Annotated in this window: 20 protein-coding genes; 11 read left to right on the top strand and 9 right to left on the bottom strand. The window is 42.2% G+C overall.

Translation table 11 applies throughout. The annotated features are described in order from the left end of the window. Positions 1–58: 58 nt before the first annotated feature. From AACU33_RS10000 to AACU33_RS09990, 3 genes are all read right to left on the bottom strand, one after another. Positions 59–418, bottom strand: coding sequence for a VOC family protein (locus tag AACU33_RS10000; protein ID WP_096595208.1), 360 nt, complete (start codon positions 416–418; stop codon positions 59–61). Between the two features lie 129 nt (positions 419–547). Continuing rightward, positions 548–1,696, bottom strand: a complete 1,149-nt coding sequence (locus tag AACU33_RS09995) for a glycosyl hydrolase family 18 protein (RefSeq protein WP_096588361.1) — start codon at positions 1,694–1,696, stop codon at positions 548–550. A 171-nt stretch (positions 1,697–1,867) separates the two neighbouring features. Beyond that, positions 1,868–2,845, bottom strand: a complete 978-nt coding sequence (locus AACU33_RS09990) for a carbohydrate kinase family protein (protein ID WP_096588360.1) — start codon at positions 2,843–2,845, stop codon at positions 1,868–1,870. Positions 2,846–3,197: 352 nt separating this feature from the next. Here AACU33_RS09990 and AACU33_RS09985 point away from each other — a divergent pair, with 352 nt between their 5' ends. Beyond that, on the top strand, positions 3,198–3,461 hold the full coding sequence (locus AACU33_RS09985) for a helix-turn-helix domain-containing protein (RefSeq protein ID WP_096588359.1): 264 nt from the start codon (positions 3,198–3,200) through the stop codon (positions 3,459–3,461). Here the strand turns inward: AACU33_RS09985 and AACU33_RS09980 are convergent. After that, the gene (locus AACU33_RS09980; protein ID WP_339375894.1) at positions 3,445–3,603 is read right to left on the bottom strand and encodes a hypothetical protein; all 159 of its coding nucleotides are present in this window, start codon (positions 3,601–3,603) and stop codon (positions 3,445–3,447) included. The genes AACU33_RS09985 and AACU33_RS09980 overlap by 17 nt on opposite strands. Before the next feature lie 308 nt (positions 3,604–3,911). Here AACU33_RS09980 and AACU33_RS09975 point away from each other — a divergent pair, with 308 nt between their 5' ends. The 5 genes from AACU33_RS09975 (at position 3,912) to AACU33_RS09955 (ending at position 9,541) form a co-directional block, all read left to right on the top strand. Continuing rightward, positions 3,912–4,607 (top strand): DUF6391 domain-containing protein, encoded by a 696-nt coding sequence (locus tag AACU33_RS09975; RefSeq protein WP_096588358.1) that lies wholly within the window; start codon positions 3,912–3,914, stop codon positions 4,605–4,607. A gap of 100 nt (positions 4,608–4,707) precedes the next feature. Beyond that, the gene (locus AACU33_RS09970) at positions 4,708–5,706 is read left to right on the top strand and encodes a glycosyltransferase (protein WP_096588357.1); all 999 of its coding nucleotides are present in this window, start codon (positions 4,708–4,710) and stop codon (positions 5,704–5,706) included. A gap of 262 nt (positions 5,707–5,968) precedes the next feature. Continuing rightward, positions 5,969–7,228, top strand: coding sequence for a sensor histidine kinase (locus tag AACU33_RS09965; RefSeq protein WP_096588356.1), 1,260 nt, complete (start codon positions 5,969–5,971; stop codon positions 7,226–7,228). Positions 7,229–7,405: 177 nt separating this feature from the next. Beyond that, entirely contained in the window at positions 7,406–8,674 is a 1,269-nt protein-coding gene (locus AACU33_RS09960) for a M28 family peptidase (RefSeq protein ID WP_096588355.1), read from the top strand. 75 nt (positions 8,675–8,749) lie between these two features. Then, positions 8,750–9,541: a trypsin-like peptidase domain-containing protein gene (locus AACU33_RS09955; RefSeq protein WP_096588354.1), complete on the top strand. Its 792-nt coding sequence runs from the start codon at positions 8,750–8,752 to the stop codon at positions 9,539–9,541. Positions 9,542–9,924: 383 nt separating this feature from the next. On the opposite strand, the gene AACU33_RS09950 is transcribed toward AACU33_RS09955, so the two are convergent. The 4 genes from AACU33_RS09950 to AACU33_RS09935 form a co-directional block, all read right to left on the bottom strand. Continuing rightward, complete coding sequence (locus AACU33_RS09950) at positions 9,925–10,944, bottom strand: alpha/beta fold hydrolase (RefSeq protein ID WP_096588353.1); 1,020 nt, start codon at positions 10,942–10,944, stop codon at positions 9,925–9,927. Between the two features lie 123 nt (positions 10,945–11,067). Next, positions 11,068–11,241: a hypothetical protein gene (locus tag AACU33_RS09945; protein ID WP_339375893.1), complete on the bottom strand. Its 174-nt coding sequence runs from the start codon at positions 11,239–11,241 to the stop codon at positions 11,068–11,070. Positions 11,242–11,338: 97 nt separating this feature from the next. Continuing rightward, entirely contained in the window at positions 11,339–12,301 is a 963-nt protein-coding gene (locus AACU33_RS09940) for a fatty acid desaturase family protein (protein WP_096588352.1), read from the bottom strand. A gap of 399 nt (positions 12,302–12,700) precedes the next feature. After that, the gene (locus AACU33_RS09935) at positions 12,701–12,949 is read right to left on the bottom strand and encodes a hypothetical protein (RefSeq protein ID WP_096588351.1); all 249 of its coding nucleotides are present in this window, start codon (positions 12,947–12,949) and stop codon (positions 12,701–12,703) included. Between the two features lie 186 nt (positions 12,950–13,135). Here AACU33_RS09935 and AACU33_RS09930 point away from each other — a divergent pair, with 186 nt between their 5' ends. Together AACU33_RS09930 and AACU33_RS09925 are read left to right on the top strand one after the other, a co-directional pair. Continuing rightward, a complete protein-coding gene (locus AACU33_RS09930; protein WP_096588350.1) occupies positions 13,136–13,561 on the top strand; it encodes a hypothetical protein in 426 nt (141 codons plus the stop codon). Between the two features lie 453 nt (positions 13,562–14,014). Then, positions 14,015–15,274, top strand: coding sequence for a hypothetical protein (locus tag AACU33_RS09925; protein WP_096588349.1), 1,260 nt, complete (start codon positions 14,015–14,017; stop codon positions 15,272–15,274). 84 nt (positions 15,275–15,358) lie between these two features. Here the strand turns inward: AACU33_RS09925 and AACU33_RS09920 are convergent, their stop codons facing one another. Continuing rightward, complete coding sequence (locus AACU33_RS09920) at positions 15,359–15,862, bottom strand: 2TM domain-containing protein (RefSeq protein WP_096588348.1); 504 nt, start codon at positions 15,860–15,862, stop codon at positions 15,359–15,361. Positions 15,863–16,231: 369 nt separating this feature from the next. Between AACU33_RS09920 and AACU33_RS09915 the strand changes: the two genes are divergently transcribed. The 3 genes from AACU33_RS09915 (at position 16,232) to AACU33_RS09905 (ending at position 19,596) form a co-directional block, all read left to right on the top strand. Next, a complete protein-coding gene (locus tag AACU33_RS09915; RefSeq protein ID WP_096588347.1) occupies positions 16,232–17,104 on the top strand; it encodes a hypothetical protein in 873 nt (290 codons plus the stop codon). A 322-nt stretch (positions 17,105–17,426) separates the two neighbouring features. Next, complete coding sequence (locus AACU33_RS09910; protein WP_096588346.1) at positions 17,427–18,350, top strand: phosphodiester glycosidase family protein; 924 nt, start codon at positions 17,427–17,429, stop codon at positions 18,348–18,350. A gap of 121 nt (positions 18,351–18,471) precedes the next feature. Then, positions 18,472–19,596 (top strand): site-2 protease family protein, encoded by a 1,125-nt coding sequence (locus tag AACU33_RS09905; RefSeq protein WP_096588345.1) that lies wholly within the window; start codon positions 18,472–18,474, stop codon positions 19,594–19,596. Positions 19,597–19,628 lie beyond the last annotated feature (32 nt).

Raw genomic sequence — 19,628 nt, 5'->3', positions numbered from 1 at the left:
TTAACTATTTCTCCCCACACTTCCCACACTTCCCACACTCCTTCCTCCCCTGTCCAATTCACTGCTGACTCAATTCGATAATATTCCCATCCGGGTCTTTGGTGAAGAGGGCGGGGCGACCAGAGGCGCTGGCTTGGATAGGGAAATTGCGATCGAGTAACTCTTGTTTAGCGATTTCTAAGTTAGCAACGCTAAAAGCAACATGAGGATTGCGTCCCCATTTTTCGTTTTGGTTGTCTGTAGGAGAGGATGGTGCAACGATCAGATGAATTTGATAGTTACCGACTTGATACCATGCACCAGGGTATTTGAGGGTGCGATCGATTTTGGTTAGCCCTAATACTGTGCCATAAAAGTGTTGTGAGCGTTCGAGGTCGGTAACGAGAATGGCGGTATGAAGACTGTTGGTAATTTGCATTGTCTGTGAGATGCGATCGCGGTTATTTAAATTTTGGCGTATTTCCACCACCAGGGAAATGGCATCAGGATTTTCGTCCATTTTCCAAGCTGGGAGTATCAAGCGATCGCAACTGATATCCCAGCCCCATCAGTAAGCTAATGGATATGCAGCATTTTTCACAGCCTGAAGTAGAGGATCGCGAATCTCTGCTTCGGGTAGCCAGCCAGCACCTAAATCCCAAATAATCACGCCTCCTAAGCCATTGTTTTCTACGTAATCAATCTTTGCTTGAATAGATGCCTCATCATCGTAAGAGATAAAACTATCCGTAGCCGAACCCAGTGTATTAATCTTCAAATAGGCTGCTTGAGCCGTTTTATCCCAGTGGTAAACTTGTTTTTTGTAATAGCGATTGATGATTTCAAAGTATGGAATTGCTCCTAATGTAGGTATCTGAGTTTTATCCCATTTCTGTAGCGGCTCAAAAACACCACCCCACTTTTTCCCTTCAAAATCAATGCCAATTGCTAACTTATTAGCTGGTACGCCTGCATCAATAAAGGCTTTGACCAGACCATCAGCTGAAGGAAGCAGTTCGCCAGTGCTAGGAAACTTGTTACCACCGTTATAAATGGGTGCATTATGCCATGTCACCGAACCGAGTTGATTATCAGCTAAGTTGTAGCTGATGATATTGATTTGCTCAAATTGCTTGTGTAATCTGGCAAATAGTTCTGGTCGCGCTTTGACAGCAGCAGTTAAGATCGGTTTGGGAGTAATGGCGCTCAATTTCTGACTCAGAAGATTGATGAACGCTGCATACTGCTCCTCATCCTCTTCTGTGACAGGTTGCCAATCAATATCGATACCATCGTATTGTTCGCCACCATAGCCTGTATTATTGTTGGTCAAAAATTTGACAAGATTAGTAGTAAAAGCTTCCAGGTTTTCTGGGCTGGTAGCGGCTCTAAATCTATTGCGTGTCGCTCCGTAAACTTCTCCTTTACCGTCTCTTCCGCCGATCGCAAACAGAACTTTGGTTCCGGCTGCACGAGCTGCTTTTAGCAGCGCCGTTGAGTTATCTAGGGTGATTTGATTAGTCTCAAAGTCCAAGCCTGCTGGATCTGAAAGCGGACTAGGCTGTTTAGTACCAGGCTTAACAGCAAAATGAATAATAGCTGTTACAGCACTGTAATCAATATTTTCAGGATGTAAATATTCTTGTCTCCAACCAGGGTAATAAGCGCTAGTCCATCGGGGAATACGTTTGTCAATAACTGGAATACTGTTGTCCATAGTGCCTCTCGAACCTACAAATTCTGCGATCGCTATCAACTATCAGAACAAACTAGGCTACAAACGTCATTGGTAGTATTCCGGATGATGGAGAAAGGCAGGGAGTGTGGGGAGTGTGGGAAGTGTGGGGAGTAGGGGAAGAAATGCCCCATGCCCCATGCCCCATGCCCGTTACAGTTGATGAGAAGCGAGAAAAGCGTCAACTTCCGCCGCCGTTGGTTGGGAGGCGATCGCTCCTGGTTTAATCGTAGTCAAAGCACCTACAGCGCTAGCATAGGTGACAATGTTTTTGGCTATTTCGGCTTTCCCCAAGCTTTGAATACCATGCTGAAGTACTTGGTAAATAAAGCCTGCCAAAAAGCTATCTCCCGCACCTGTTGTATCTACCACTGGTATAGAAAATGAAGGTAATTTGCCTTCATTCTCAGCCAGACAATAGACGCAACCGTTTTCTCCGTCTGTCACCAGCACTCCTTCAACTGAATCTAAGCGATAAGTAATTGCGCCTGCATCTTTTGTATCGAATAACCACTCCGCTTCTTCTTTGGAGAGTTTGACAAAATCGACTCGCTTCAAAATTTCTGCAATTTTTTGTCGCGCAATATTGGTATCTTGCCAAAATACAGGACGCCAATTCACATCTAGCAAAATCTTCAGATCGTAATATTCTGCTAATTCTAGGGCGCGGTGAATGGCTTTTTCACTTTCTGGATAAGCTAATTCCAAAGTACCTAAAACTAAAAAATCCGCCTCTTGAAATAAGGAATTTGGTAATTTTTCTGCTTGCAGACGCGTATCGGCAAATTCAGTGGTATTATACTTGCCGAATCCTGCAAAAGTGCGATCGCCTGCTAGATCCCTCGTCACATAAACTTGTCGCGTTGGTGCTGTCGAATGGCGTTGCACTCCTGTTGTGTCTACACCTACTTCTTGTAACACCTTGATTAATTGATTTCCTGGTTCATCCTCACCAACAGCTCCAATAAAACCTGCTGGCGTCCCTAGCTTTACTAAAGCACAGGCTACGTTAGCTGGTGCTCCTCCTGGGTAAGGAGTCCAGGACTTAACTTCTTCTAGCTTTAGCCCCAATTGATCGGCTAAACAATCAAACAAAATTTCACCGAGACACAAAACACGGGGATTGCTCATTTCATTTTAGGTTTTCGATTTGGGAGGAAGATTTTCCAGTATAAAATCTACAATAATCTGTGCTATCTGTCGCCCGTCCTTCATAGAATGAAATAGCAATTTTTGCTACTAATCCTAAGATGTATATGCTTTTTTCACCACACTTCGTTGATCGGTAAAAAATCTGATTTCGTCTAATAGGTGGTAGTATTTAGTACTAGCATTTTGTCAATTTTATTACTATGAACGAAAAATAAAAGGAAAATAATGGCAATTGTTATGCTAATGGGACGGAAAACCCCTGCCAACAAAAGAATCTTCTAGAATTAGATAGAGCGATTAAGTACATATACCAAGGAGGATAGAATAAGTCATGGCTGCTGGCGAGTCTCAGACCCCTGTTAGTCTGTCAGACAGAGAACTGCAAATTATCGACTTAGTGGCCGCTGGCTTAACTAACCAAGAGATTGCAGGAAAACTGGAAATTAGCAAACGTACAGTTGATAACCATATCAGCAATATTCTCACTAAAACCCAGACGGAAAACCGCGTGGCTCTTGTGCGCTGGGCTTTACAGTGGGGAAAAGTCTGTTTGAATGATGTCAATTGTTGTCCTCTGCCTAACCATATCGATTAGACAAGTTGCTAGTCAGGACGCGATCGATGGCGTTGAATCCGGACATCATTGATTGCGTTATCACGTTCGAGTTCTTTTGGTTTACAGCCAAGGCAAATCTGACGCTTAACAAAGAGTTCTGCTCTTCACGCATTTGTTTCATCAGTGTGAATCTCTACCACAATCTTTGATGAGCGTTGCAATTAAGTAGATTAAGACTTACGTAGGCTGACTGTAAGGGTGTAAGGGTTGCAGGTTTGAATACCTACACCCCTTACTCAAACCCTTGATTTTTTGCTGCTCGTGCACCAAAAATTTACAATCAAAAATATCCCATAGCTTTTGAAACTGGGCAAAAAACTGTAAACTGCTATGTCCGCGATCAATAAAAATTAGCAATAATATTTTGCCGCAAGCGCTACATTTGAAAGAAATCTATGTTGCTCCCTAAGCCGATGGAGCAGTGTTTCTATGAATACTTCTGCTTCTTTTGAAAGTGGCTCCTTTCCCTTTAACTTTTTTAGCTTTGATTGGACAGTACCTTTGTCTGGGAATGTTCCAAAAGTCGCATCTACCGATTTTCCCCAACCTTCACAAGATAGCGATTTACTTAAGCAGCTGTCATTTATCCCGGGATTGAAAGAAATTTTGATGCTGCGACAAGTTCATGCACTAGAACACGCTACTGTTTGGGTTCTGGGTGAATCAAACCGTGCCTATACTCGCAATAAAGAATCCCACAACGTTCAAGTTGATAACGAATTATTGAGTGGTTTGTCTACAGAGCATGGATTCTATCTCTATGGTGAAGTAAATATCAGCGATTTACGACGTGCAGTAACTCTGGCGCTACATCGCTTGACTAGTGGAGAATGGGATTTAGCTGTACATCCCCGTTGTGGCACCAATTTATCGGTAGCTATGCTGTTAACAGCTGGGCTATCGATGGGCGTGTATCTATTACTACCATTTCGCCCAGTTGAGCAGCTTATCGGTTTGGGATTAGCAGCCACAACAGCAGCGGAAATCGCACCCGATTTAGGTTCAATGGCACAGCGCTACTTGACAACTGCCATTCCTTTTAACCTCAAAATAGAACATATTAACCGTACACACGACGTTTGGGGACGCGAGGCTCATTTTGTCAAGGTGAATTGGCAAGATTAAAGTCTGGGCGATCTTTGGCTGGTAGTTAAGATCCGATCTATTAAGATAGTGACTTACCGTTAGGCGATCGCGCGTTCACGCATTTTTAGAGAGTGAAGTAATGAGAAAGCTTTATTTCTTAGTTCCAGGAACACATGGTACATTTGCTTGTGGTGGTCTTTGGGCAGAGTTAAAAACACTTAACTTGGCTCAACAGATTTGTAGTGCTGATGTGGTTACATACCGTCAACGAGAACCAGATAAACTTTTTCTAGACGATTTGCTCAAACAGCAAAACTTAGATGATGTAATTTTTGTCATCAGTTGGGGATTTGAGGTTGCTAAACTAGCAGCTAGGCTTGAGAAATATCACGTTGTCTACCATGCTCACAGCGCAGGTTACAAATTCCGATTGCCAGCTAGCGTTCCCATCATCACTGTGAGCCGCAATACAATGGGTTATTGGGGACAACAAGCTCCCAACTCTTTAATTTATTATTTACCCAATCAAATTAGTAACGAATTTCAAAATTTACATCTAAAGCGAGATATTGATGTTTTAGTTCAGGCAAGAAAATCTTCAGAATATTTAATGCAAATATTGATTCCCGAATTACATAAAAAATGTAATGTATTTGTTGTGAATTCCTATGTTGAAGATTTACCTGGGCTATTCAATCGCGCTAAGATTTATCTTTACGATTCTGCGGAATATTGGGCACAAGCAGGTGTAAGTGAAGGCTTTGGACTACAACCAATGGAAGCGCTTGCCTGTGGCTGTCAGGTATTTTCTAGTGTCAATGGAGGATTATCGGATTACTTAGATCCGGGATTTAATTGCCATAAAATAGCTGGATACTCTAAAGAGTTTGATATTCAACGTATTTTGAAAGTATTGACATCTCCAATAAATGTGACATTACCCGAACAGTTTTTTGCAGAGTACCGATACGAAAATATTATTAAGCGTTTCCAAGTTATTCTAAGCGAATTAAACGAATTTTTCGATTGTAAAATTCAGCAGCCACAAAATATCCCAGATTTAACAAAATTACGTCTTGCTAAGTTACTCACACAGAGTACATACACTAAAGTACGCAAGAAATATTTTCGGGGATAGTTTAAGTCAAGCATCTTCTATAGCTATCCTGATGGGATGCATCTCAGTTTTGATAAATGCCCACAGGTTATAAGCCTTGTTATTACCCAGATACTTCAAATCTTCTGTTGAAAAAATGCGGTAATTGGTATGACCAATGGCAAATGACTAATACCATTTCACTTGAATAATCACAAAAATGCATGGGTAAGTAAGGGTTTAGCATTGCTAAACCCCTACGAAAAATCTATCTGGATCGGGATATTTGTGAATTGGTATAAATATGTTTGCATTCAATCGTAGCCGTCGGAACTTAACTTATTTATTTGCGTTGTCGATGGGAAGTATCTTAATCGTTTTTGCTGCTATAGCTTATTACTTGGGAGTGGAAAACCAACTTCAGGTTTTTGATGAAGAACTTTACTCAACCAGCAAAGCAATTGTAGCAAATACACAACGTCGTCTTGATGCAAAACGATGGCAGGTAAAGAAAGATGATGCTCCAATTTTGAGCGATGTACTACCTTTGAATGGCAAATTGCTATATGTCCGTTGGTACAATTCTCAGAAACAATTAGTTAAATATAATGGCGAGAAAATTCCCATAAAATTAAATTTTACTTCTGGGTTTCAGACTATTCAAATTAATCACAGCAGTAAAATCTGGTTGCGAGAGTTAACATTACCAGTTATCCAAAACAATCTAGTCATTGGCTACTTGCAAATTGCAGCACCTCTGACACCGTTGCGTGACAGCTTAAACCGAGCCAGGTTATTTTTAACAATAGGCGTACCAGTAACTTTAGGTTTAATTGGAATTACTGGTTGGTTTTTGGGCGGGCTGGCGATGCGACCGACTCGACGCGCTTACGAACAACTACAACGCTTTACCGCCGATGCTTCCCATGAGTTACGCGCCCCTGTGGCTGCGGTTTTAAGTAATGCACAAGTTGCATTAATGCCACCAGAAGATGAATTAGAGCAGCGTTTTCGCTTAGAAAATATCGAGGAGATTGCAAAATCAATGAGTACATTGATTAGCAATTTACTGTTTTTAGCCCGTCATGAAGGGCCTTTAGATATCACCGCACTCAAAAGCATTGACCTTGTAGAATTACTGCGATCGCTCTTGGAATCATACCAACCGCAAGCAGCCGCGCAAAATCTCAGTTTAGAATCTCATCTCCCCCAGCAACCGCTATACGTGAAAGCTGATGGCGAATTGCTCAAACAGGCTATAGTTAACTTACTCGCCAATGCTTTTAAATACACTCCAGATGGCGGGACAGTGAAGCTAAGACTTTTCTCGCGCAGTCATCGTGCTGTGATTCAAGTAGAAGATAACGGTATTGGCATTCCATCGGAAGATTTGCCTCATATATTTGAAAGATTTTACCGCGTGGGTAATGTGCGATCGCGCCACACAGGTGGCTTTGGCTTAGGGTTGGCGATTTCCCAGCAAATAATTCAAGCACATCGCGGACAAATCACTGCCAAAAGCTTACTTGGCCAAGGTTCAACCTTTGAAATTCAACTTCTGTAGAGGATGGGGAGTGTGGGAAGTGTAAGGAGAAGGGGAAGAAATGCCCAATAACTAATGTAAATGACCAATGACCCATCACCCATTTTCAATACAGATTGACATTTTCTTGTCATTCTTACCCAACACAATAAAAATAACAGCAGCTAATCAGTATATGAACTATCTCATACAGAGTTAATGACTCCCTTAAAGAGAAAGCAAACAAATTCTTGGTTAAATGCGGCGCTAATGGCTGTGATAGTTACACTACCGACAGCTTGTGCTGTACAACCAAATCGCTTAAATAATATTGTGGAATCTCTGCCCAAAGCTGAGGCGCAAGAAGGCGCTAGCAATAATGCAATTTATGCAGATGTGCAAGCTTTGGTAAATCTCGGCCCGCGAGTAGCTGGTACGCCAGTTATGGAAAAAGCCAGCGCCTATCTCATAAATCAGTACCGTCAGGCGGGTTATGTTGCTGAAGTTCAGACTTTTAATTACGAAAAGTTTCTCGACTTAGGCTCAAACCTCATCATCAACGGTGCAACTATTGAAGGTAGGGCGCTTAATGGCACAATGCCGGGAAAGTTAAATGCACCAATGGTAGCAGTTCCTAATTTTGGGCGACCAGAAGACTTTGCTAAGGTGAATGTCAAAGGCGCGATCGCAATTGTCCAGCGTGGTGAAATTCGCTTTGCTCAAAAAGCTAACAACGCTGCGGCGGCTGGGGCGATTGGTTTGGTAATTGTCAATAACAAGCCAGATAATTTAACAGGTGCGGGATTGGGCGAGTCAGTGAAAATTCCTGTTTTAGGAATTTCCGGCGATCGCGGTAATCCTTTACTTCAGCAAACTGCACCAGTTAATGTCAACTTGAATGTTAACGCTCAACAGCAGGTAGTTACCGGACGGAATGTGATTGCGCATTTACCAGGAGTAACGCAGCCAAAACTGATACTTGGCGGACATTACGACTCCGTGCAAGGTTCCCCTGGCGCAAACGATAACGCTTCTGGGACAGCCGTTGTCTTAGGAATTGCGCGTAATTTAGCGAACACCGATCTCGCTCGTCAAGCTTGGTTTATCGCTTTTGATGGCGAGGAAGACGGGTTACATGGATCGCGGGCGTTTGTGGATAATGCCAAACCAGAGTTCCTTTCTGGCTTGAAAGGGATGATGAATTTTGACATGGTTGGCGTGAACAACGAGCTGTTAATTGGTGGTACATCCTCGTTAACTGCGATCGCTCAAAATGTGGATTCAGATATCAAAACCCTAGGTTCCTATGGCTATGGCGGTAGCGACCATGCATCATTTGCTAACAAAGAAGTGCCAATTCTATTTTTCTATCGAGGTCAGGAACCGAATTATCACAGCCCGAACGATAAAACAGTAGATCCAAAACTGCTGAATGAAGCTACTCAAGTAGGGTTAGGTATCGTCAAGCAATTACTGCAAGCTAAGTAATTTGTGAGTGAGGAAAACGGAGTTTCGTCTTTTGCCGATCGTGTTAAAACCCATTCTTTAACTTAGAAATCTGCAATGTCTGCTAATTTTTCCTTGAAAAAATCTCTAGTTAATGCATCTTTAGTTTCTGTAGGTGCGATGTCAGTGCTTGTGGGAGCGCATTTGATGCCTACAAATCCAGTGCTGTCTCAACCAACAATTGCACAGTTACCTTCTGATTCTTCGGTAGATGCTAATAATAACTTTATTGCTGATGCCGTAGCAAAAACTGGTTCAGCCGTAGTTCGGATTGACTCCACGCGCACAACTTCTAGCCGATATTCACAATCTGGGACGCGGGTGGCACGGGGAACCGGTTCGGGGTTTATTATTAGGTCAAATGGGATTATTTTAACTAACGCTCACGTAGTTTCTGGCGCAGACAAAGTAACAGTAACATTGAAAGACGGTCGCCAACTCACAGGTCAAGTATTGGGAGCAGATCGGGCGGCTGATGTCGCTGTCGTTCAAATTCAAGCAAACAATTTACCCACAGTCAGCATTGGTAATTCCGATAGTTTAAAACCTGGGGAATGGGCGATCGCAATTGGTAATCCTCTCGGTTTAGATAATACCGTCACAGTTGGAATTATCAGCGGCACAGAACGTTCTAGCCGCGCGATCGGTTCGCGTAGTAGGGAAGTAAGTTTTATTCAGACAGACGCAGCAATTAACCCTGGTAACTCCGGCGGGCCGCTATTGAATCAAAACGGACAGGTGATTGGTATTAATACAGCAATTATTCAAGGTGCTCAAGGAATCGGATTTGCTATCCCCATCAACCAAGCACAACAAATTGCAACCCAATTGATTGCTCAGGCTGGTTAAAAGTTTTCTGATAAGTAAGTCAGTGAGAAAAAACCAAACTATTTAAAGAAAAGTAAAATCTCTGTATTTGGCTTGTAGTCGCGCTTTAGCGCTAAAGCGCGACTACAAACAAGTGATGATTATTTGCACCGACTTACTTACTAACTTGCATTCCAAAATAGTGAAGATGAGGCGGATATTACACCCTCATCTTTTTTTCTTCTAACATAGGCGTTGAAATCGCCTATCTGGATGATGCTATATTTTGCGAAACCATTATGCCCGACGGCAGTATTAGAAATGATAATTGTTAAATTCAGCGTCAGCTTTACAGCACAAATATTATTAGTGGAATAGATTCATCTAAAGCTTCTGTTAAATTTGACATTTAATTGTGATTGATTTCATGGTTCTGCCAACAATCCTCGGACAGCACTGCGAATAAAGGCTGCATCTTTAGGATTGTCGTAAGGATTCCCGGTGCGGTGTCCCCAAATTGAAGAAATCGGGAGATACTTCGCTTTGGGAATTAACGCAGCTTCGGCAGCGCAGTCTTCTGGCGTAAAGTATAAATCTGTTGTAGCAGGCATTACCAATGTTTGAGAAGGAATTGCAGCCAAAGCTGCTTTATAATCGCCTTTATATTTCGGATTATCACTGATATCACAGCGCAGCCAGGTATCAATCATTGCTAACAAATTGTGTGGCTCGCGCTTTTTATAGTTAGACTCCCAAGCGCGTAGTAAGTAATCTTCTAAAGATGAATAACCAAGTTGGTAGTAAATGCCTTCACGGTAAAATGCTTGGGAAGCAGCCCAACTTGCATAAATTCGCGTAAAAGCTTTTAATCCTCGTTCAGGAAAAGCTGTAAAGCGATCGCCATTCCAAGCTAAGTCTGCTGTTAATGCGGCGCGGAGGCTGAGTAAAAAAATCCGATTGTGGTCTGTAGTGCGAGCTGTACCGCATAATGCAGCAATCCGGGTAACGCGATCGCCAAATAATGCGCCCCAATGATAAGCTTGTTGTGCGCCCATTGACCAACCGTAAATCAGCGCTAAACTTTCAACTTTAAATACTTCCCGCAATAGTTGTTCTTGAGCGCGAACATTATCTACATGAGTAAACCAAAAGCCTTGTTCGCTTAAACCACAATCTTGACAGTTGCTAGGCGAAGTTGACAGTCCATTCCCGAACATATTGGGAATAATAATGAACCAACGGCTGGGATCGAGAATGCCATCAGGATGAATTAGCCACTCAATATCGTAATGTTGCGCGCCGTAAGAAGTGGGGTAGAGAATGACATTACTGCGATCGCTCGCTAATTCGCCGTAAGTTTGATAAATCAATTGTGCTTGCGGTAGCACCGCACCACACTGTAGCTCAAAGTTCTGTAGATTTAGGCAACCAAGAGGTTTTGTCATGCCTCTAATCGTCCTAATTTTGACACAATATAGCAATTAATTTGTTTAGATCCCCAACTTCATCAAGAATTCGGGGATCTATGCATAGAGTACGCCAGAATAGACTTGATTGCTAGTAGCAAATTAGCGAACTAGTCCGAAATAAGCAGTTGCTGCCAAAACGATAATTAATAAAACTCCTAAGACAACGCTAACAGAAAATTCAACAGAAGTCTTTTGATTGAGTTCTTTTTTGCTTTCGCCTTGCTTAGAATTAGCGAACGCAATATTTTGGGGATTTGTTTTTTCAGTAGTCATGATTGTGATGTTTTACGCTTACTTATTTCTAAGTTTGCTGCAACATCCAGAAACTTCATCTTGCTTCAGGACTACCAAAAAAGTTATAAAAAACGATTTAGCAAGGTAACGTTCCTAAGTTATCAATAATATATTGGTTGACTTTGAGATAACCGGAATCAACATGAGTAAAGTGGGAACTCAATATTGGGTATGCTTGCGGCATTGCATGGAATGGAATTGATGGATATAAATGATGCACTGCATGAAGTGGCATATTCCACATCAAAAATCGCACAGGCCAGAGTGTTAGCGTGATGCGCGTATTTGTTAGCAGGTTAGCGTCAAGCGTGCAACCTGTATGTTCGCCCAGTAAAATAAAACGCAGAAGTGGTTGACCAACAATCATCGGTAGCAGCCAATAAAGTAAAAACCAAGGCTGACCTACTGCAATTGAAAGCGCGATCGCACCTGCATAAACTGCTAATTGTAATCTAGTAGAACGAATCACCTCATCTCGTGCTGTATCTGGGATAAATGGGCAATTATCCAGTTGTCCCAGTGCAGCGCGATAATGTCCTTGGATTTTATCTACCCACCAAGGTAAACCGCTAAGTACTAAGAAGTACTCACCCAGGTTGCGAGGTGTGAGATCCGTCAGTTCTGGATCTTTATCGGGAACGCGAGTATAACGGTGGTGCCATTTGTGATAACGGCGATAAAATGTGCTGTTGTAAAACGAGAGTAAACCTGCAAACCAAGCAACAACATCATTCAAGCGATTGTTGGCAAAAGCAGTTCTATGTCCGGCTTCGTGCATAGGTGCAAACATCGTAGCCAAACTGAAGCCATAGATGATTAATGCAGGGATTGCTATCAACCAATTACCAAAGTTAGTCGCCCAAACATAGCCACTACAGCCAACGATTGCTAAATGTCCTGCTAGTTGAACCAACCCTTTCGAGTTAGAGCGCTGATTTAAAATGCTTAAGTCTTCAACACTTAGAATTTGCTGAGGATTATGATGTTGCTCAGTTTTTTCATCCCGTAATTCCGGTTGAGTAATCGTATCAGTTGACATAGTTGGCACTCCACATCATCTCAGTAATTAAATCCAAGTATTCTTTGTTAGGGCTAAAAACAAAACAGAGAACTAGCAGGCTCTACGATTAAGTATCGTCCTGTAGATGCTCGGCTATAATTTAATACATCATTTACTAAATGGGTGTAAAGAATTGTAGGGAAAAGTTACCCAGAATTTAGTTACATATCACACAAAACAATACGTAATATCTATTGAAGCCAAGCGAAAAGCGATGGCTTTGCCAACACCTTCGGTAAACGCAAAAACTGTTGACTCTTATCATGTCCGTTTAAAGACAAGTCAATTGCGATCGCAGAGTAGCAATCCTAAAACTTTTGCGATTGCGTTATTCCACTTGCGACGGACATGATATTCAGATATCAAAACCCTAGCTTTCTATGGCTCTGATAGTAGCGATCGCGCATCAATTGCCATTCTGGAGTACTCAATTGCGATTTCGGGGTACTCCATTTTCATGTCCGAGTACTCAATTGCTATTTCGGAGTACCCAATTGCGATTTCGGAGTACTCCATTTTCATTTCCGAGTACTCAATTGCTATTTCGGAGCGATCAATTGCTATTTCGGAGTACTCAATTGCTATTTCGGAGCGATCAATTGCTATTTCGGAGTACTCAATTGCCATTTCGGAGTACTCAATTGCCGATTTTGTTAACCTCAAAATCACGGAAAAGAACAGATAAATTAGTAAAAATACAGTTTATTCTTTATTTTCTGCTTTTTATTGTCGATTAAATCCACGAAACTACTCATCTCAAGCACAAGAACATCCCATTATCTTTAAAAAAGAATAATTCAAGGAGGATCTTCCATGTCTCTCAAAACTCGTGGGTCTAATGCTGTAGACAAAGCTCAACGTCGTCTCGCCTTGCTGAAATCCATTGATGAGAATTTGGATTTAGGGCATGGATTAACTGTTGAAGCTTACTCTCGCTTAATTAATCATACCCGCGTTATGCTGGAAGCCCATAATACGCTGTTGTCTAATCTTGAGGAATCCCGTAAGGCAATAACCCAGATGGACAGACAACTCTCGCAAATGTCAGAACGGATGCTTACTGGAATTGTAACTGTCTACGGTAGAAACAGCATCGAGTATTCAAAAGCAGGTGGCTCTAATCGCAAGCGAGGTAAAAAACCTACTGCACAAGTTCCTCCAGTTGTAGAGGTTCCCGATGTTCAACCCGCCTCAACTGCAATTATCGAGGAGCCAACTAACGGACGAGTAAAGAATTAGTGTTGAAGATTTAGAGCGATCGCCTGTAGTAAGAGAGCGATCGCTTTTCATGCTAGCCGCTAGCAAAGCATTCCATCCGCTACTACCAATAACTGAAGACTCATTTTTATTTAAAGAAAAGCTTTTCATAAGTTAATAAAATAATTACTTATGGTAGATGCATATTTTAAAAATCTTGCTACCAACCTTAAAAGGAAATATAACCCTAGAGAGAAAAAAATTCTTATATACAAAATTCCCTTATTTTATATTGAATTGCCGTTATTTAGGAGCTTCTATATCTTAAGACATACCTCTTTGTTAAAGATTTTTTGAGCTATTTGTAGAGAAGATTATAAATAAGATCGATTAATAAATAATTTGATTCAATTTGATGATTCTTGTCTTATACTCAAGCCATTAAGAGCTTAATTTAAGAAGTTTGGAAAAACAAATTAACTCAACAATTATATTATGGCTAGACTAACTGTTTCTTCCCCTGCGCTCGTAGGCACTTCTAGTTCTGATGTCGTATTGGGACAAGAGGATAATGCATTTCCATCGATTGGAATTGAGGTTTTAAACAACGGAGTCATTAATACTAAAGCAGGCAACGACACTATTAAAGGTATTGGTAACGGAGGTAACGCATTTTCCCCCCCTATTGAAGGCCGAGGTATAGGTATTGCTAATAATGGCATCATCAAAGCAGGCCAGGGAGACGATACTATTACTGGTGCTGGCAATGGCGGTTCCCAATTTCGCGCAACTGCAACTGGTATAGGTATATTTAACACTCAGGGTGGCTATATTGATGGCGGAGATGGCAAAGATTTAATCTCCGGAACCGGAAAAGGAGGTGCAGCGGGAAGTCCGATAAATACAGGCATCAATAATAGCGAACATAGTCGCATTGATGGTGGAAAAGGAGACGACTCAATCGTTGGTAGTGGAACCGGAACAATTTTCGCATCTGCTATAGGAATTTCTAACACCCAAGGTAGCGAGATTAATGGTGGAGAAGGGAACGATTCTATTACTGGTATCGCTAAGGGTAGTGATGCGGTGTTAGCCCCCTTTAGTAGCTTCGTAGGTCAAGGTATAGGCATCTCCAACGGTGAAGGTAGCATAATCAGAGGCGGGAAGGGAAATGACTCGATCTCTGGTACGGGTACAGGTGGTGCAGGACTCGACAATAACCCTCCTGTTAAAGATATTGAACCAGGTGAAGGTATAGGCATTGTTAACAAAGGTCTAATCAGTTTAGGCGATGGTGAAGATACCCTCATTGGTACGGGTATTAGTTTGGGCGTTGGTATTGATAATACTAATGGCACGATCGATGGAGGGGCGGGAGGTGATATCCTCACTGGCTATGGCACCCGCATTGGCATTCAAGGCGGTACGATTGATGGTGGAAAAGGTGATGATTACTTTAAAGCCCGTCGAATTGATGATAATGGTAATCCAGTTTCAGACCAGAAAGGTGCGATTGCCGATGTCTTGATTAAGGGTGGATACGGATGCGACACCTTTGATGTTGGTTATGGTAATGCCACTATCGATGGTGGTCAAGGATGGGACAAGCTAATTCTGCCTGATTTTAAATGTGATTACGCGATCGCAGGCTCCTGTAACAATTACACCATCAAGCGCGATGGGTTCACCTTGAATGTCTTTGATGTGGAGGAAATTGCCTTTCTTGGCGTTTCTACACAAAATACTGTGGTTTGAGACAACAATTTAAGATTCCCGATTTTTCTCAAAAGTCGGGAATCTAAATTCATTGAGATTTGGGTAAGCGATCGCTTTTTTAGCTTAAGCCTGCAACGCCCTAAACCACCTATTCAAAACTGAGTTGATCGTTTGTTTAATCTGATGTTTGCGATTCCACCGTTGAAAAGCCCTTTCGTACTCTTCACCTTTCATCAAGAAAGTATTCCAAACATCCCACCCGACAACAGAACCGCAGAATAACAAAATATACAGCGACCAAGAAAGACCGCCACCACTAATCAAATCTGCGAGGACAAAAAAAGCATTAGCGATCGCGTAATTACCCAAACGCTTCTTAAATCTGCCTTGGCGATAGAGATTAAACACTCGTCGCTGTTGCACTTCGCTTTGTTGCAGTTGCCAGTCGCGTTCTGCTAGTTTTAAAGATTCTGGCGCAATATCTAACTCCGCAGCGATTTCTAGCAACTCATCGTAAGAAAATTCTCTATCTGTGTTGTCAGCATGAGTAGCGATCGCCAACTGGAGAATTTGCTGTACATCTTCCTGGCTATAAGAACGAATGCTTTTAGGTTCAAATGATGTCATAATTCTTACTGTGAGTCTTACTTTTAATAACTATTTACTGCTCGGTAGAAGTTGCCCAACAAAGCCAGCATCATCAGCACTATTTTCATTATCCCTACACTAACAAATCTAGATAGTGCCGTAGGTAGGAATTTCTAGAAAAATCTCCCCCAGTGCAGATTTCCTCCCTGGTAAGAAATCACAGAGTTTACCGAGTTGACTTATTCATTCTAGGAAAAAAGTAAGTAAGCCCGTGTGTAAACACCCATAAAGTTTCTTATTGGTAGGCTTTTGGTGAAGCAATGCTGTTCAACTTCCTTGTGCGGTATTAGCTATCTTAGTAAATTTATATAAATCAGTTTTGTAACTTTATCCCAGTCACAACAATCCATGACTGATAGAACTCAATACTTGTTGAAATTAGTAGAACGCAACGTCAAAGCGTATATCGCCAACCCGAAAACGAAAGCTGTAATGATTACAGGCTCGGTGGCAGAAGGCCTGTGCGATGAATACTCAGATTGCGATGTGATGCTTTATTATGATGAATTGCCTTCATTTGAAGAGTTGCATCTTGCGCGTCAGCAAAATCAAGGTTCAGAGTTGATCGAGATTTTGGGTGATCGATCTGAAGGTGCGTTTGGTGAGACTTTCTTTTTCAACGGGGTTGAATGTCAGTTTGCTCATGCGACGATCGCACAATGGGAAAAAGAAATTTCAGCCGTCTTGGAGGAATTTGATGTTCAATCTCCGGTCATGAAAGGGATGTCAGGAACACTAGTGGGAATCCCGTTGTACGGCGAAACGCTGATTGACCAGTGGAAAGCCAAAGTTGCGAATTATCCAGATGGACTCGCGCAAAAGATGGTTGAGCATTATCTCAAATTTTTCCCAATTTGGGGAATACAATCCAAGCTTACCAAAAGGGATACAACGCTCTGGTACTACCAAATCCTAGTTGAATCAGCCCAAAACCTTCTCGGTGTGTTGTCTGGATTGAACCACTTGTATTACTCAACATTTCAATTCAAGCGAATGAGCAGATTTATTGAGCAAATGGAGATTGCCCCTGAAAATCTTGCCTCACGTCTGGAAGCTTTGTTTCGTCACCAAGCCTCTGTAGCTGTTAATGAACTTGAAGCATTGGTTCGAGAAACCGTAGAGCTTGTGGAGATTCACATGCAAAGAGTAGATACTAAAGAAGCAAGACGGAGATTAGGGGAAAGACGGCAGCCGTGGAGACTGGACGAATTAGATCAGTGAGTAATTCCAGCTAACAAACGCACTTGACAACGCGTCCCAATTTCCATGTTCTCGGTTGTCCCCCCAGTAGGCACGACCGCACAATAGAGATGCACAGCACTGGCTCTCAAAACTGTTGATACGGCTCAGATGTGGCAACTAAAGTAAGAAATTAAAGACGCTCATTTTCTTACTTTTGTGCTTTTGCGAGCATTGTTACTATCTACTGCTGGCGATCGCATCTCCAAAGCTCATATGTGTTTGGGGATTTGTCATAATTACATAGGCGGCTACTTGGCATTAGGGGTGCAAGAACACTAAAAAGACTCTTCTCTAAAAGGTTATGCATCATCGTTACCAAGTTTATCTCCGACGATTTGCGATCGCAGCTTTTGTAACTCTGCTGTTATCTCCCGCAATTTTCTACGGATGGTTGTGTTTGTTACGTCCATCTCGCACTGATCGGCAGCAAGTATTATTTAAAGGCATTGTTTATCAAAGTCGTGCTATTTCTCAACCCCGTCCGGTGACAATGCATATTGTCACCGTTGACTTGACAGCACCAGGAGTCAAACCTTTAGTAACTCCCGGTTTCCCATTAGGTAAAGGTAGGAAAACTAGCGCCAGCACCACTTCAGAATTTCTGGGCAAATTTAAGCTGCAATTAGCTGTTAATGCTAGCTACTTCCATCATTATTATGAAAAAAGTCCTTGGGATTACTATCCCCATAGCGGCGATCCTTCCTATCCTTTAGGGGAAGCAATCTCTAATGGATCTCGTTATTCTCAACCCGAATCAGATCGGGCGGTAGTGTGCTTTTCCCCAAATAATCTTGCCCAAATCTTAGCGAGTGGTAAATGTCCCGCAGATACCGTTCAAGGTGTTGCAGGGAAAGAAATGCTAGTTGCTAACGGTAAGGTTGTTACTTCTCAGATTCGCGAAAATAAACCGTACCCACGTTTAGCAGTAGCGATTAACCGAGAGGGTACAAAACTTTGGCTGATTGCTGTAGATGGTAAACAACCTTTCTACAGTGAAGGACTAACTTTGCTTGAGTTGGCAATGACTGCTATCAATTTAGGTGCTGATGCTGCAATTAATATGGATGGTGGCGGTTCCGTTACATTAGTCAAGGGAGAAACTAATAGCGCCAAGGTATTAAATGCTCCTATTCATACCCGACTACCGATGCGGGAACGTCCAGTTGGCAATCACTTGGGATTTTACGCTTTGCCAGCAGATGTCAAAACATCTACTTCCAAATAACCGCACCTAAACTGACGGACACCCCTACCAATTGAAAGATTAATGTTCGTTTACATTTCGTTACACTAAAGACATCAAGAGGAAAGTAAACCTCTAGAAGCAGAAATCAAAGGTGAACGACATGAATGGCACAATACGCGTTGGTAATCTCTTTGGGATTCCCTTCTACATCCATCCGTCGTGGTTTTTAGTGCTTGGGTTGGTAACTTGGACTTATAGCAGCGGACTGATGGGGCAATTTCCTCAGTTATCTGGGGGATTAGCTTTGATATTAGGATTGATGACAGCGCTGTTGTTATTTGCCTCTGTCGTCGCCCACGAATTAGGACATAGCTTTGTTGCTCTTCGTCAAGGAATTGATGTTAAATCAATTACACTATTTATCTTTGGCGGTTTAGCCAGCTTAGAAAAAGAATCGAAAACCCCAGGTGAAGCGTTTTGGGTAGCGATCGCGGGGCCGTTAGTTAGTCTATTGCTATGTGCTGCGGTGACAGGCGTTGGTTATGCTACTGCTGCCACAGGCCCGCTAGCTGCAATTCTGGGTGTTGTGGCTGCTGTTAACCTAGCGCTAGCACTGTTTAACTTAATTCCTGGCTTGCCTTTGGATGGCGGAAATATACTGAAAGCCTTAGTTTGGAAAATTACAGGTAATCCTTATAAAGGCGTAACATTTGCCAGCCGAGTTGGACAGATATTTGGTTGGGTTGCGATCGCCTCTGGTGTAATTCCGCTAGTTTTATTTGGCAGCCTTGCTAACTTCTGGAACTTGTTAATCGGTTTCTTCTTGCTACGAAATGCAGGGAATGCGGCGCAATTTGCCAGAGTGCAAGAAAAACTTACAGGTTTAACAGCAGAGGATGTTGTCACTCCTAATAGCCCGATTGTATCTGCTAACCTAACTCTCAGAGAGTTTGCTGACGAACGCATATTAAGTGGCGAACAATGGCATCGCTTCTTAGTGACCGATGATGAGGGACAATTAGTAGGTGCGATCGCTGCTAGCGATTTACGAACCATCCCTACAACCGAGTGGTCGGAAACTCAAGTTAAACAAGTAATGCGACCCATTACAGAATCTACCACAGTTCAATCAGACAAGCCGTTAGTAGAAGTAGTTCAGCTACTCGAACAACAACAGTTATCTGCACTGACTGTAATTCGCGACAACGGTGTGCTAGTGGGAATTTTAGAGAAAGCTGCAATTATTCAACTACTGCAACGCAAATCTGAATTTAACCCTGCATAGGTTGCAACTTTACAATACTCCTTCTCCAACCT

This window comes from Calothrix sp. NIES-2098, assembly GCF_963875125.1.
Classification (GTDB): Bacteria; Cyanobacteriota; Cyanobacteriia; order Cyanobacteriales; family Nostocaceae; genus Aulosira.
This window is presented reverse-complemented; position numbering and strand designations above follow the sequence as displayed.